The organism is Paenibacillus sp. FSL P4-0176 (assembly GCF_037975265.1).
GTDB lineage: Bacteria > Bacillota > Bacilli > Paenibacillales > Paenibacillaceae > Paenibacillus > Paenibacillus amylolyticus.
The window spans coordinates 722186-737519 of the sequence record NZ_CP150242.1 but is presented as its reverse complement, the minus strand read 5'-3'; the positions used below and the strand labels follow the sequence as shown (position 1 = coordinate 737519).

Genomic DNA, 15334 nt, shown 5'->3' with positions numbered 1-15334 from the left:
GAACGTTGTTCTTTTCTTAAAAAAATAAAGCAATAAATCATAGTAATGAATGACTTATTGCTTACTATTATATTTCATTTTCAGTAACACAGTATGTACGAATCATTGAGACTAGTTGTTCAAATGTGAACTTGTGGTTCACCATATCAACAGTAAAGTCCTCAGCAAAAGTTTGATCCATCTTAAGATACACATTGTTATAACGTAGAAAGATTACCAATGCGGTAAAAGCCGTTCTTTTATTAGCATTATGAAAAGGATGGTTTTGACCCAAAGATTGAAAGATCGCAGCAGATTCAAGCAGACCAGAATCTTTAACTCCAATCTGCTCTCCAGGACTGTAACGCTAAATCATAGCGACGTTGATCGCAATAACCTCTTGAATACTCAAATACCGAATCATGCTCATCTATCCTTGAGACCTTTCAAGGTTTGATCATATTCACCCATCACATCAGCCAATGTATCCATAAAATCACTACTGATTCCGTTAGGCAAATTAACTTTTGTAGCCTTTTTAATAATAATCTCCCCGTTAGACTGATTTACCTCGATTTGAACCATATCGCCTTGCTCAAGACCAATTTGTTTGAAGGCATCTGGCATTGTTAATCCAAGACTATTACCGAATTTCGTTACTTTTCGTTCCATCTTACTCACCCTATTCATTCATTACTACCTCTAGTAATACTATTTAATTGTTATAACAATTATAGTGGAACTTTTATCAATTTGTATATTATTTCGAATTTTGAAATGCAAAAAAAGAAGCAGGGGTTCCGGATCCCCTGCTTCTTCATATTACAATGAAAATCTCATATTACCGATTTGTCTCCACCATAGATGTAGTTGCACTCTCTGCATCCGCATCCACGTTCAGATCCAGTGCTCCGCGGCTTTCGCTCGCATAGCTGCTGTTAGTGTTACGCTCGCTGTCTTCCACGCTGTTGTTGCGTTCGGATTGAGTCATCGTTGCACTCTCTCCTTCGGCTTTCGCGTTCAGACCCAGATCCAGCGCTCCACGGCTTTCGCTCGCATAGCTGCTGTTTACGTTACGCTCGCCGTCTTTCACGCTGTTGCTGCGTTCGGATTGAGCCATCGTTGCACTCTCTCCTTCGGCTTTCGCGTTCAGGCCCAGATCCAGTACACCGCGGCTTTCACTCGCGTAGCTGCTGTTGTTGGTACGTTCACCGTCATTCACGCTGTTATTGCGTTCGGATTGAGCCATCGTTGCACTCTCTCCCTCCGCTTTCGCGTTCAGACCGAGATCCAGCGCTCCACGGCTTTCACTCGCATAGCTACTGTTCGTGTTACGCTCGCCGTCTTTCACGCTGTTAGTGCGTTCAGATTGAGCCGTCGTTGCACTCTCTCCTTCTGCTTTTGCGTTCAGACCCAGATCCAGTGCGCCACGGCTTTCACTCGCATAGCTGCTGTTGTCGTTACGCTCGCTGTCTTTCACGCTGTTATTGCGTTCAGATTGAGTCCATGTTGCACTCTCACCTTCGGCATTCACGTTCAGACCGAGATCCAGCACTCCACGACTTTCACTCGCATAGCTACTGTTTACGTTACGATCACGGTCATTCACGCTATTGTTGCGTTCAGATTGAGTCCATGTCGCACTCTCACCTTCGGCATTCACGTTCAGACCAAGATCCAGTGCTCCACGGCTTTCGCTCGCAGTGCTACTGTTTACGTTACGCTCACGGTCATTCACGCTATTGTTGCGTTCGGATTGAGTCATCGCTGCACTCTCTCCTTCGGCATTCACGTTCAGACCAAGACCCAGTGCTCCACGGCTTTCACTCGCGTAGCTGGTGTTTACGTTCCGATCATCGCGGCCTCTTGAATAGTCGTTCATCGTTGTACCTTCTCCCGACACATTGGCATTCAGGCCAAGGTCCAGCTTGCCAGAACTGTTACGCTCAACTGTGTGGTCGGAAGAATGATCATTGTAACGGTTCATACTCTCGGAAGATAAGCCGGCGTTAAGGCCAAGATCCAGATTCAATGCTCCAGTTGCACTGGATGAACCTCCGTAGCTACCATTGTTCCCGTGACCTGTGTCACGGTGTCCTGACAGAAGAGATCCCAGTTCCAGGCGCAAACCTGCATTTAGATCCAGATTACCACTGCTATTATTGCTATAGCTATCTGCGTAAGTTGCCTGCGAAGCTCCCAGCAATCCAGCCACCAACGTACCCGACAATACCGACAATTTTACCCAACGATTCACTTTTTTCATGATTATATACACTCCTTCTCAATTTTGGTTGAATTAACGCCATTGTTGCTTAAGAGAAAGAGGTATATTGCGGCGGCCTCCCAGGTGGTGCCTGTGACCATTGACTGAACCCATCGAGCCGTTCCATTCGGAAGGCAAAATCGTAATCTGGCGTAACCAGACCCGTTGTTGCTCCCGGAAGTGCAGCGGCTGGAGCGGTTGCTCCACCTCCAGTTACACCGGTCGAACCGGAGCTTGTCCCGGCGGAAGCATTAGCTGCTCCGGGAGAAGTTGCTGCAACAGACCAACTTGTTGGTCGTTCTGTGCGAGGTTGCAATGGAGATGTTGCATCAGCATTATCTTGTTTCAGATCGGCTTCCTTGTTACTCTGCACTTGTTCAGTGACAGCTGGTTTAGCAGTTGTCTGATCTACGAGGAATAACTCGTTATCGGGCAAACCTGCATTAACATCGGAATCCTGCGTCAGATCGGTTCCTTCCATAGGCAATGCCTGCGGGACAATAGGTTGTTCTGGACGTACTACTGGTTCCGGGGTGACCTCCATCACTTTACCCGTAACCTGTATTGCGTCCTGTCCTTCCTCGTCGTTCTGTGGTGAAACAGGATCTGCGAGTGCACTCGAACTGGAAATTTCAACATTCGGTGTTTTGACGAGCGTCGGCTTTTCCGGAGTGACTACAGGCGGTTCCGGCTTCACACTTGGAATCTCCACCTTTTCCTGATCAGGATTGAGTTCAGCGGATACGTCTACAACTGGAACTTCTGCTTTTACAGAGGGCAACTGTACATTTCCCTTACTCAGATCCACATGGGATGAAGAGATATTGACCGAAGTAACTTCAGGTACATCCACCTTCACGGAAGGCAATTCAACCTTGCCCTGCCGAAGGTCTGTTTTCACAGCAGACGTCTCTGCCTTGATCACATCGGGTACCTCTGCGGTAACGCCAGGCAAGGAAGCTGTACCTTCATTGAGGTTCACCTGACTGCTTGATACATCGGCTTTGAACACCGGTGTATCCGCCTGTACAGACGGCAGTTCGACGGTTCCCTTCTTCGCATCAATCCCAATCTCTGATGTTCCGGCCGATCCAAGCGGTGTATCTACTTTCAGCTCAGATACACTCAGCTTACCTGTCGATTCATTCGCTTTGATCGACGGAACTTCAACATCCAGCAGTGGTGTGGATACCGATACTGACGGAGTCAGGTTCAACCCGCCATCCGAATCACGTGAAAACAAATTTAGCGACAATCCGCTGGACGGTTTTTCAGAAGATACCTGAGCCTCGTCTGCGTATACATGTGACGATCCAAACCCCAGCATCAAAGTCCCGGCGAGTATAGCCAGTGGTATGCTTCCAAGACGCACTATCGATTTTGGTAACTTTACATTCAAGTTGCTTCACCCCCTTTCCGCTAATGCGTTGGTGGGACAAGGTATATGAGTTTTCCCCTAGGAATAATTAGAATACAGGGATTTCTGCCTGTTCCTCATTAAACGTGAAGGCGTTTACTCAAACGCTTTATAATCAAAAACTTAAAATTTGAAGTAAATTCAAACCTTCATTTCAACTGTTCTAACCTGAGCAGATCCGGCCTGTTTTCAGTCGCCTGCAATCATGGTCTTGGCTTCAATGGAGCCAGTCAGATCGGCTTTTTCCCCGCTACGTTTCATCAAATAAATCAAACCAAGCAGGGTCAGCAAAATGCCTGAACAGACAAAAGCCGGCACTACACCAAATGAAGTGACCATGAATCCGCCTACCACCGGGCCCATAATATTACTGGCTGTCATCACGCTGCCTACCGTTCCAAACACCCTGCCTGTCATCGCCTCAGGTGTCTGTTCCTGCAACAGGATCTGAAAGGGGACAATTGCAAACCCAATTCCAACACCTGCCAGGGCAAAGAGGGATACTAACAACAGATTGGCACCTAGCCCAGCGTGCGGCCAAATCCCAACAATAACTCCGGCTCCGCCGATAACCAGACCCATGAGTATGGTGCCCAGACCCATTTTCAAAACATGCCCTGCATGCTTCCACTTCCGTACACTCATCGCTGCAATTAATGTACCTGCGCCACTTGCTGCCACGCACCATCCCAGCAGATCAGTTGAAATTCCGGGAAGTTGTCTGAATAACACCACAGTCTGTGAATCGGCAAATTGCAGAAAAAGTATGGCTGAAGCAAGCAAAATCAGAGACGTTCCTACATGAGGGAGAGATGCAAGCATGCGGATACCCTCCAGTGTTTCTTTCCAAAAAGAGCCTTTTGAGCGGTTGCGAACATCCCCAGCTGGCTCTTCCTCTACTTCTGTTACGTTATGAATTGCGGTTTGGATCACCCGAGTTCCAGGAATCCACAATAAAATGATGCCGGAGATCAGAAAAGACGCTGAATCGAGAACAAAACACCAGGTAATTCCAAAGGCGGCTACCAAAAGTCCGCCAAGCGCTGGACCAATAATTTTGGACATCTGTTCGATCACCGAGCTGATGGATACAGCTTGCGCAAGTTGTTCGCGGGGTACAATTTCCTTCAGCTTTCCGTTTTTGGCCGGAGAGAAGATTACATCAAACAGGGATTTGAGGACAAGCAGTATGTAGACGTGCCAGATCTGGTCAGCAAAAATTAACGCACCCACGATGATGATCCGTGCACCATCAGCTACAATCATCAGCCATTTTCGGTTCAGGCGATCTGCAAGTGTGCCTGCGAATGGCCCTGTCAACAGAATGGGTAGTGCTGCGGAAAGTGTGACAAATGTAATCTCCCAAGGCGTTGCATTCCAGCGGATACCCACGAGGGTCAGAATTGCGAGCAGATGCAGCCAATCACCCAGATTGGAAATAGCCTGTGCCACCATCAATGTTACAAAAGATCGGTTATTCTTCAGCGGTCGTTGTCCTTCAAACGTTAAATCACTTGTCATCCTTCTTCTCCTCCATTATATTCCAATTCATAGTATGAACTCATTATATAGAGCAACCCTTAACTCGACCTCCTGCCAGAGGCGGAGAAAAAGCGACATCTGAAGGATGATTTTTCAGCATGATGAATGATCAAATTTTAAATGCTAAAAATGCAAATCTTGTGACATATCGCATGTTTTTCGTAGAAATAGAAGTTTACAATTAAACCATGGCGACAACCTGAATCGTCAAACATAACTAACCAACTCATATAAGTTGAAATACTCTTTTACATGAACAGCATAACGGAGAGGACCCCTCTTCATCATTTCAACTTATAAAACTAATCTGAAAAGGCGGGATCAGCATGCTGGAATTACAAGAAATCGGAACCGAACGTTCACTTCATCTGTACCGCACCTTGGCCCAGACATTCAAGAGCGTGAATGAACACGCTGTATCCGGAAGCAAAGTGCATGGCTTCAACCCCACCGCATACGGGGTGCTCGAAGTGTTATATATGAAAGGAGCTCAGCCGATTCAACAGGTTGGCGCACAACTTCTGCTGCAAAGTGGTAATGTGACCTATGTGATCGATAAGCTGGAGCAAAAAGGATTGTTACACCGCAAACATTGTCCGCAGGACAGACGTATCATCTTTGTGGAACTGACCGAAGAAGGACAGCGCACCATGGATGACATCTATCCAGGCTATGCGTTGAAGATTGATCGGGCGGTAAGTGGACTAAGTGAGGAAGACAAGGAATTGCTGTCCGAACTCTTGGGAAGGCTTGCACATTCTGCAGACCGTTTATCAGCAAGCAGCTAGAGCGTATCTTCAAACCTGCCGAAAGCCGGATCGTAACAGAATGTACTGGAGCAGATATGGAGCGGGAGCGCTAACGCTAACGAACCTGTGACGTCTTATTCAGGGGTTTGAAGCGCTCGCAGCATTTTAAGGAATCTGACACACGCTATCTTTGAAGAAACAGCCGCTTACAACGTGTTTTTCAGGTGATTTCGGGAAATAAGTTGTCTCATGTTCCTTACAATTGAGAAAGAGGAGCAGAAGGTCAAATAAGACGTCCTCCGTTCCTTAGAAATTCGTCTGGACGATTCACCAGGATCAGCCAGCCTGTACTTCAAAATGCTTTAGACCCGGACATCCCCCAACGTATCGCTTGCCTGAGTTAGAAAATATACTCTAATCCACTGCACATGTGCCATCAACAAAAATAACCGGATTTGCCTGACATCGGCGAATCCGGTTTTTCGTATACATCCACATTTACTTTGAGCCTTGTGGCTGCCGTGGAGCATCTGCATCTTCGGGTATGATCAAACGTTTGCGTAGAGCAAGCGTCGTTACCCACGAGACCAGTGCAATGACAAACATAATGACAAACAGGGAATGCAGGCTTCCTTCCAGAACGTTACGCAGCAGCGCCCATTTGTCATCCGATAGGGCAGCATCCGTATGTGGAGCGAGAAGCTCGTTCAGATCATTTTCCGAAATTCCGGCTTCCGCCAGATTCTGCTCACTGGATAACGTGGAGATCCGATAGTTCAACCAGGTACCAAAAGCCGCTGCACCAATCGTCTGTCCCAACGTACGCATGAACGTGTGCAATGCCGTAGAGGAGCCACGCTCCTTATATCCTACAGAAGACTGCGCAATAATGGTGAAGATCGTAAAAGCAAAACCGAAACCAAGACCATAAATAAAGGTCAATACAAATAGCACAGCCTGCGGGGATGTCCCGCCAACCAGAAAGAGTCCACCCGATCCAATCGCAATACCGGTTAACCCAATCAATGCGGTCATACGTGATCCAATTTTCATTAACAGACGGCCTGCCATCACACTACCAATGAGCCAACCCACCGACATCGGTGCGAGCAGCAGCCCGGATTCCGTCGCATTACCTCCCCGAACCCCCTGCACCCAGAGCGGCAAATAACTGGTCAGGCCGATCATCAAAGTACTGGTCAGCAGTCCGGCGATATTCGCCACACGGATGTCCCGAATTCGGAACAAATGTAGTGGAACCATAGGGGCCTGAGCTCTTTTTTCCACCACGAAAAATAAAATAATAAACAGAGCGGCGACCACACTCAGCACAACAATCAACGGAGAACTCCAGGCATAATATTGCCCACCCGCCGACAGGACAAACAACAATGCGGTAATGCCCACCGTGAAGGTCAGCGCACCAACATAGTCAATTTTGGCTGTACGCGGAGAGATATCTTCCTTCAGATAACGAAATACAAACCACATCGCAAGCAGACCAAATGGCACATTAAAACCAAAGATCCACTGCCAGCCGAGATTATCTACAAAATAACCGCCAAGCAGCGGTCCCGCCAGAGAGGAAATGCCCCACACGGAGCTAATCCAGCCCTGGATTTTGCCACGTTCTTCAATGGCGTAGATGTCCCCAATAATCGTAAATGTAACAGGAACTACCGCACCCGCACCAATCCCCTGTATAGCACGGAAAATAATCAATTGCTCCATGTTCTGCGAAAGACAGCACAAGAGTGAACCCAGTAAAAATAACGCACAGCCAATCAGAAATACAGGCTTTCGTCCATACAGGTCACTGATTTTGCCGAAAATGGGCGTACTCACAGCCATCGTCAACAGGTATGCGGTGAAAATCCAGCTCAGCAGCTGTACACTCCCCAGCTCACTGACAATGGTCGGTCCTGCCGGACCAATTACGGTGCCTTCAATCGCTGACAGAAATGTCGCGAGCAACAGCCCCGTCAAGATGAAACTGCGCTTCAAACCTCCGGTTGCATTCACACAAACCCTTCTCTCTTCGTTTCTCTCTTTTATTTACCTTTCTTGCGAAGGAACTCATCATACAACATGGAATACATTACCATATCCTTGTATCCGGTGGACGTATGTTGCACCTGTCGCAGCAATCCTTCCCGCGTGAAGCCGCGGTTCGTCAGGAAATCGCCGGACGCCAGATTACGCGGATCAACCAGCGCTTCAATTCGATTAAGACCCATGGTCTCATATCCAAAGGGCAGCAATGCGGAGAAAGCCTCCGTCATATAACCATGTCGCCAATAATCACGTCCCAGCTCATAACCGATCTCACCCCGGAAGGCGCCTTCAAGCTGCCATGTGTTAAAGCCACAGCTGCCGATGAGCTTGCCTGTTTCTTTGAGTTCGATCCCCCAGCGGATCGCATCCTCTTCTCCTGCCATTTGGTTGAGCAGTCCAATCATGTCCGCCGCTTCGCTTGTCCCAATCATGGGTGCAAGATTCATGTAACGGGTCACCTCGCGATCTGACCAGCATGCGAACATCTGAGCCGCATCCCGGCGACGCATTTTACGCAGACGAAGCCGCGCAGTCTCCATTTCGGGAATTCTTCCTTTGCATTTATACATATAAAGACACTCCGATCCGATCTATCTCCGCAGACCATAATATTCACTAGTCATCTAATCATAACCTGCGCCGAATGGCAACTGTTCAGTCATGCACACACGTCAAAAAACCGGGCCAATTTCGCTCCCGGTCTTGTTGTACGTATGGAACAATTCAAGTTTGAGTGAATTACGGAATCATGGCTTGTCCTAATGAATTTTAAGCTTTGGACGTTTTCTTGCCCTTTCCCAGTAATTCATCGCTAACCCGGCCAAACACAGCCGTGATTTCCTTGAATTCTTCGATGCCAGTCCCGGTCAGGCTCCATTGGTCCCCGTGGGCGGTCAGGAAGTTCTCCTGTGTCAGGTGTTCAAGCTCCTGCTTGATCTCCCGCTCTCCAACGCGATATCCCCGTTCTTCCAATAGGGGCAGTGCCTCGCTAACGTTCAAATCCTGATTTTGCGCGAAATATAGTAGATGAATCCGTACAAAAAGATTCTGTACCTCTGCATGCATAAGCCAAGCTCCTTCCCGGGTTATAGCCCTCCGTGGTTGCTAAGTAATTACCCCACGTAAGAAGCTGAGAAACAGGAGGATTCTTCAGGTATTCCCTTCCCTTTCCGAAATCCTCCGCTTGACTAACCGCATCCTCTGCACTATCTTGAAAATAAGTACCATTTTGCTCGGGAGGGTGATTTACCATGTTTCAAGCTGTTTCCTATGAAGGAACACGAAGTGAGCAGCACACCGCCGTCCTGGGACAGTTAAGTGCTCTGATCCGCGATGAACCTAGTGCGATTGCCAATCTGGCCAACGCTGCTGCGCTGCTCAATGTATTTATGACCGACACCAATTGGGTCGGCTTCTATCTGTATGATGGAAAAGAACTGGTTCTCGGGCCATTCCAAGGACTGCCTGCCTGTATCCGAATTCCATTGGGACGTGGTGTATGCGGCACATCTGCTGCGGAAAAACGTACCCTGGTCGTTGATGATGTTCATGCCTTCCCAGGCCACATTGCCTGTGATGCAGCATCGAACAGTGAGATTGTCGTACCTATTATCAAAAACGGCGAACTGTACGGGGTGCTGGATATCGACAGCCCGATCAAAAACCGTTTTGACGACGAAGACCGCGTCTTCCTGGAGAAAGCCGTAAGCCTGCTCACAGAGCAGTTGGAGGCAACCATACCCCTTTAGGAAATGATGAATAAGGTGATCGGAGTCTCATCACACACGATGATGAAGAACCCGTAATAACAAAGAGCGCAGTCCTCTCAGAGGTCTGCGCTCTTTGTTATCCATTATGATTCACACCCATGTTCTTGCTCGCCCATGTTACTTTATGCATCTAGGATAAATCATGTTCCGCTTTAATCATCATCCCATCCCGCAGGAATTCAGCCAGCCTCGGGTGGTAACCATCATACATCTGACGGAAATTTTTATGCTCTACATACAGATTGGCCAAATCCCGATAGATCTCAGCGGTGGGTGTATAATAACCTTTGATCCATTCAAGATGCCTGCCAATAATCTGTTGTACTTTTGCACTGCCGGGCTCCAATCCGTCCTCAATGGCCTGTTGCAAGTCCAGATGAACTTGATCAATTTTCGCCTGGGAATCCAGATAATCTTCTTTTGACTTCAACTCCTGATTTTCAGGTAATGTGGATGAATTGGAAGATTGGATGTCGGACCTCTGAGCACCGTCTGTCTGCACATGGTTCATATCATTAGTGACTACAGCTTCAGAACCCGATTCATTCAGCAACTGGTGACGCCCCTTATTTACAAAACCGATATAAAGATCATGTTCATCAATTTCCTGTTCACCTTGCAAATGAGAGATCGTTTTGTCCAGTGTCTGAATCAATCCATGCAGACGGAGTGCCTTCTCCAGAATATCAATGCGATGTTGCTTCATGATGCGTATGACATCCTGAGGATTATCCCGTAGCATCGGGGCAATCTCATTCTCCTTCATACCTACTTCCTTACAGAAAAGGATTTGCTGGAGTCTCAACAATTCCTGCTTTTCATAATAGATGTCCTCATCTATATCCCCAAAAGCCGGATTCAGAAGACCTGTCTCCGCATACTGGCTCAGTTCGTTCAGACTTACGCCTGACATTCCCGATACGTCAACCATGGAATATGCCATTTGAATACACCTCCTGCCTGTCCTGCAACTCCAGAGTTCAGGCTTAATTCATACTGCATTTTATTTGAATAATGAGAGAATATAAGACTTTCGGCAATGCTGTACCGCTTCATTCCGCTCGTGCTCTGGATGGGTACATCATGCTTCAGTGATATGAGCGGCGTTTGGTCAGTTATGTTGCGGTATGTTAACTATGTTATACCCGTCTCATCAGATGTGAACCCGCAGTCGGCGAAGAATCCGCATGTATTTTTTTGATATATAAGTTCAACCAAATAATATTAACACTGGCCACTCGATGACAGAATAACCTTCCGATCACTGTTATCCCCAGATTTTTTTGATTCCCTTTTTAAAGGGAAAATCCGGTGATAAAGGCGAACACTTCGTTTCTTCTGGTTATTTCTGTCCTCTCCTTTATCAGTGTAAATATTTTGTTGAACTTATATAATTTCTATGATCTCCTATAAAAAAAACCTGTGCCATTATTCTGGCACAGGCGTGTGTGGTTATGTTTTCATTGGCATACGGTATATTGAGTAAAAGAATGGAAGAGAATCACCCTTTATTAAACATGACAAACTTTAATTCCGTCATTTCCTCTACGGCATATTTTACACCTTCACGTCCAATACCACTCTGCTTCACACCACCATAAGGCATATGATCGACCCGGAACGTCGGAATATCATTAATCATAACTCCGCCTGCTTCAATCTGATCGACAGCTTGGAGGGCGGTATGGATATCGTTTGTAAATACGCCTGCCTGAAGCCCGTATATCGAATCGTTAACATGTTCAATACCCTCTTCAACGGAATCTACCGTATTGATCACAACGATGGGTGCAAACACTTCCTGACAGGATACCTTGGCATCACGCGGAACGTTAATCAATACCGTTGGACGAAGAATGCCTCCTTCAGCTTGACCGCCTGCTACCACCTCAGCCCCTGCCTGTTTGGCTTCTTCAATCCAGTCGAGTGTACGCTGTACATCCTTGGAGGTAATCAGCGCAGAGACCACAGTATCCGGGCTCAGCGGGTCTCCGACCACCACTTGTTTAGCCGCTTCAGCGAAACGCCGGATGAATTCTTCCGAGATGTCACGATGTACGTAGATTCGCTGTAGCGAGATACATACCTGTCCCTGATACGTGAAAGCACCGGTCACACATCGAGGAACCACTTTGTCCAGATCTGCGTCCTTATCCACAATCACCGCTGCATTCGACCCAAGCTCCAGTGTCACGCGTTTGAGTCCTGCTTTGCTACGAATGCTCGTCCCTACCGCTGGACTGCCTGTAAACGTAATATGAGCAACACGGGGGTGCTCTACAAGCACATCACCAATGGTTTTGCCATCACCACTCACCACGTTCAGTGCACCATCCGGCAATCCGGCTTCCTGAAGCAGATTAGCGATGTAATAGGAAGACAGAGGCGTCTGCTCCGCAGGTTTGAGAACAATCGTATTGCCCGCTGCCAGCGCTGGACCTACCTTGTGGGCTACCAGATTCATTGGAAAATTAAACGGTGTAATCGCACCGATGACACCTAGAGCTTGCCGCATCGTATAACCGATACGTCCTTCTCCACCTTTGGCTGCATCCATCGGAACCGTCTCTCCGGTCAGTCGCTTGGCTTCCTCAGCGGCAAAACGATACGTTTCCACCGTCCGGTCAACCTCGGCCAGCGCTGCGGTAATCGGCTTCGCCGCTTCAAGCGCTATGATTCGCGCTGCTTCTTCCTTGCGTTCTTCGAGCATGGAGGACAACTTGTACAGAATATCTGCACGCTGATGTGCAGGCATCTGGCGCATTGCCTTCCCAGCCTGAACGGCAGCTGCAATAGCAGCCTCCGCTTCCTCGGCTGAAGCCGACGAGACTTCTGCGAGCGTTTCCCCGGAGTATGGTGCTTGAAGTGTTTTATAATCTACGGATTCGGTGGGTTTGCCACCGATAAACAGATGTTGTTTTTTCATATGCTGCATCCTCCATCCTTTTAGAACCTATTGAAATAGAGAAAAGAATATTACACTGCCATTTCGATGACAGAACAACCCACCAATTGCTGTCTCATGTAAAAGTTCAGTTTAATTTATATAATCTATTTATACACTATTTCCGTGCCATCAACCCACTACGGTATTCGGCAATCATAGCTTGTAACGTACCTGATGAGCCATTGTGGCGATCTTGAGCTATTGCATTATAAAGGATTTCACAACCTATTTAACCGTCAGGACGGGGCATTCTGCATGTTTTAACACGCCATGACTGACACTGCCCACGATCATCTCTGCGAGCATACCTTTCCCGCCGGTACCCATCACAATCATTCCACAATCTCGTTCACGCGCCACACGGCAGATCTCATTAACGGGATCACCTGCAATCAGCAGCGTTTCATACGCAACCTCACGCCCGGACAACTGATTAGTCACTGGTTCTATAATATGTTGCCCTTCTTCGGCAATCCGAGCTTCCAGATCAACACCCAATGCAGGTTCATTGATAGAGATAGCCGGATTAACATGCACGATCAACAGACTTGGGGGTTGTTTCATATCTTCAGCCAGAATCAATACTTGCTCCAAAGCTTTATGCGCATGATCCGAACCATCTACAGCAACCAATATACGTTTCAGCATTGCAATTCCTCCTGTGAATTAGTGAGATGTAATGGCGGAATCGATATCCCGCAGATGATGACGGCGCACCAGCAATACCACGACACCAACCAGAACCATTAATGCTCCAAAGTAAAACGGCGTTTCCGGCAGGAACCACTCGGACAATTTACCTGCAAGCCATGGAGCAAGTGCACCACCCAGGAAACGAACGAAGCTGTATGCAGCAGAAGCAACAGAACGCTCCACAGGTGCAGCTTCCATAACAGCTGTTGTAATCAATGTGTTGTTAATTCCAAGGAAAATCCCCGCTACAATGACTGCCACAATAACGGTAGTTGGTGAACCCATCACCGTACCTACTGCCATAACAACCAGATCAATCGCGAACAATGTAAGCATGACACTCATGGACGGAACCGATCCGAATCGGCGTTGTAATCTTGGTGCCACGAATACAGACGTAATCGCCAGCATCAGTCCCCAGCCAAAGAATACATAACCCAGGCCGTGCTCATCCAGATTCATGACATATGGTGAATAAGCCATCAAGGTAAAGAAACCAAAGTTATACAGGAAGGCGGTAATCGCCAATGTTTTCAGTGAAGGATAACTTAATGCTTTGAATGGATCGGACAAAGAACTGCGTGTTTTCGGTTTGGCCATCTTGGGCAACATAAATGTAATGCTTATAAAGGCAATCGCCATCAGAACAGCCACCCCATAAAACGGGCCGCGCCAAGAGATGGAACCTAGTTCACCACCAAGCAGCGGTCCAACCGCAATCCCGAGACCAAGTGCTGCTTCGTACAAAATAATCGCTTTGGCTGTCCCCGACGTGGACAGTCCCACAATGGCAGATAACGCCGTTGCGATGAACAAGGCATTACCCAGTCCCCAACCGCCACGGTAACCAACCAGTGCACCTACCGTGTCTGAGGTACCGCCGAGGAACGAGAAGATAATAATCAGCAATATACCGCTGAGCAGCGTCCACTTCACACCAATCCGGCTGGATACGACACCTGTAATCAGCATCGCTACCCCGGTTACAGCGTTATAACTGGTAAATAGTAGTGACACCTGGCTTTTCGAAGCATGCAGCTGATCTGCAATCGCGGGCAGGATCGGGTCAACCAGACCCAGACCCATAAAGGATATGATACATGCAAAAGCAACCGCCCATACCGCTCGCGGCTGGGATAACAGGCCCCCACGTGATGATGGCAATTCGTCCGGTAATGATGGCTCTCTTTTCATACGTAATTCCTCCTGTGAATAATTTATGTGGTGAAACTTTTCATTTGAAAATAACCGTGAAAAAAATGAAAATATTGCGTTCATTTTCATGAATAGAGGTAACAAAACGGCACAAATGACACCGAAACATCCGGTGTTTGTACAGGATCGCCACAGGTACTATGGTGCTCACTCCATGTAGCGATTATGTGTATACAGTTTTGTTTATTTGAAAATAGATACTAATTCGGTTAGCCGTCTTCATCACCCTGCGGATCATGTGCCTGTAACTTCTGAATACCGCTCCGAACACGTTCACGCAGCTCTTCCAGTTCAGTCTGTACGGCATGTATGCTCTGAAGTTTCTGCTCAATCAGTTGCAGCTGACCATCCAGCGTTGTTTCCATCGCGGTAAGCTTCTCGATCCGTTCTCTTACTTCGGTCGTCTGCTGGTAGTCAAAACGTTGTTCGTTCAAGGCATCTGCCGTTGCCACATAGGTATGTAACTCCTGAAGGGAGAATCCAAGTACCTCTTTGGCGCGAACCACCTTTTTCAGATAATCGATATCCTCCCGAGTGTACAACCGCGTCCCGCCATCTGTCCGCTGAGGTGAAGGCATGACACCAATCTCTTCATAATACCGAATGGTTCGCTTGGTCAAACCACATTCCTTGGCTACGTCGTCGATTTTATATAAACTCATTCCTTCACCTCTACTTCTTTTTATATGTCTACAATGTTAT

14 protein-coding genes and 1 pseudogene are annotated in these 15334 nt (G+C 47.5%); 2 read left to right on the top strand and 13 right to left on the bottom strand.

The window, feature by feature from the left end; genetic code table 11:
- Positions 1 to 67: 67 nt before the first annotated feature.
- The 5 genes and pseudogenes from MKY95_RS03445 to MKY95_RS03425 all read right to left on the bottom strand — a co-directional run bounded on the left by MKY95_RS03445 (position 68) and on the right by MKY95_RS03425 (position 5183).
- A pseudogene (locus MKY95_RS03445) lies at positions 68 to 409 on the bottom strand (type II toxin-antitoxin system death-on-curing family toxin).
- Positions 406 to 669: an AbrB family transcriptional regulator gene (locus MKY95_RS03440; RefSeq protein ID WP_339189944.1), complete on the bottom strand. Its 264-nt coding sequence runs from the start codon at positions 667 to 669 to the stop codon at positions 406 to 408. Before MKY95_RS03440 ends, MKY95_RS03445 begins: the two are co-directional and overlap by 4 nt.
- Positions 670 to 820: 151 nt before the next feature.
- On the bottom strand, positions 821 to 2245 hold the full coding sequence (locus MKY95_RS03435) for a hypothetical protein (RefSeq protein ID WP_339196883.1): 1425 nt from the start codon (positions 2243 to 2245) through the stop codon (positions 821 to 823).
- A 49-nt stretch (positions 2246 to 2294) separates the two neighbouring features.
- Entirely contained in the window at positions 2295 to 3644 is a 1350-nt protein-coding gene (locus MKY95_RS03430) for a hypothetical protein (protein WP_339196880.1), read from the bottom strand.
- 207 nt (positions 3645 to 3851) lie between these two features.
- A complete protein-coding gene (locus MKY95_RS03425) occupies positions 3852 to 5183 on the bottom strand; it encodes an MFS transporter (RefSeq protein WP_339196877.1) in 1332 nt (443 codons plus the stop codon).
- Between the two features lie 347 nt (positions 5184 to 5530).
- On the opposite strand from MKY95_RS03425, the gene MKY95_RS03420 reads away from it, so the two are divergent.
- Entirely contained in the window at positions 5531 to 5992 is a 462-nt protein-coding gene (locus tag MKY95_RS03420; RefSeq protein WP_017690799.1) for a MarR family transcriptional regulator, read from the top strand.
- Between the two features lie 459 nt (positions 5993 to 6451).
- Here the strand turns inward: MKY95_RS03420 and MKY95_RS03415 are convergent, their stop codons facing one another.
- From MKY95_RS03415 to MKY95_RS03405, 3 genes are all read right to left on the bottom strand, one after another.
- A complete protein-coding gene (locus tag MKY95_RS03415; RefSeq protein ID WP_339199895.1) occupies positions 6452 to 7957 on the bottom strand; it encodes an MDR family MFS transporter in 1506 nt (501 codons plus the stop codon).
- A 47-nt stretch (positions 7958 to 8004) separates the two neighbouring features.
- The gene (locus tag MKY95_RS03410) at positions 8005 to 8577 is read right to left on the bottom strand and encodes a GNAT family protein (RefSeq protein WP_036668244.1); all 573 of its coding nucleotides are present in this window, start codon (positions 8575 to 8577) and stop codon (positions 8005 to 8007) included.
- Positions 8578 to 8776: 199 nt separating this feature from the next.
- The gene (locus tag MKY95_RS03405; protein WP_036614170.1) at positions 8777 to 9073 is read right to left on the bottom strand and encodes a hypothetical protein; all 297 of its coding nucleotides are present in this window, start codon (positions 9071 to 9073) and stop codon (positions 8777 to 8779) included.
- A 185-nt stretch (positions 9074 to 9258) separates the two neighbouring features.
- Here MKY95_RS03405 and MKY95_RS03400 point away from each other — a divergent pair, with 185 nt between their 5' ends.
- The gene (locus MKY95_RS03400) at positions 9259 to 9756 is read left to right on the top strand and encodes a GAF domain-containing protein (RefSeq protein WP_036614172.1); all 498 of its coding nucleotides are present in this window, start codon (positions 9259 to 9261) and stop codon (positions 9754 to 9756) included.
- A gap of 151 nt (positions 9757 to 9907) precedes the next feature.
- On the opposite strand, the gene MKY95_RS03395 is transcribed toward MKY95_RS03400, so the two are convergent.
- The 5 genes from MKY95_RS03395 to MKY95_RS03375 form a co-directional block, all read right to left on the bottom strand.
- Positions 9908 to 10720: a TipAS antibiotic-recognition domain-containing protein gene (locus MKY95_RS03395; protein WP_169482775.1), complete on the bottom strand. Its 813-nt coding sequence runs from the start codon at positions 10718 to 10720 to the stop codon at positions 9908 to 9910.
- Positions 10721 to 11278: 558 nt separating this feature from the next.
- Positions 11279 to 12703 carry an aldehyde dehydrogenase family protein gene (locus MKY95_RS03390; protein ID WP_339196872.1) on the bottom strand — a complete coding sequence of 475 codons (1425 nt, stop codon included), beginning with the start codon at positions 12701 to 12703 and terminating at the stop codon, positions 11279 to 11281.
- A 246-nt stretch (positions 12704 to 12949) separates the two neighbouring features.
- Complete coding sequence (locus tag MKY95_RS03385) at positions 12950 to 13372, bottom strand: universal stress protein (RefSeq protein WP_339196870.1); 423 nt, start codon at positions 13370 to 13372, stop codon at positions 12950 to 12952.
- A gap of 18 nt (positions 13373 to 13390) precedes the next feature.
- Complete coding sequence (locus MKY95_RS03380; protein WP_036614180.1) at positions 13391 to 14611, bottom strand: MFS transporter; 1221 nt, start codon at positions 14609 to 14611, stop codon at positions 13391 to 13393.
- Positions 14612 to 14841: 230 nt separating this feature from the next.
- On the bottom strand, positions 14842 to 15294 hold the full coding sequence (locus tag MKY95_RS03375) for a MerR family transcriptional regulator (protein WP_101315043.1): 453 nt from the start codon (positions 15292 to 15294) through the stop codon (positions 14842 to 14844).
- Positions 15295 to 15334 lie beyond the last annotated feature (40 nt).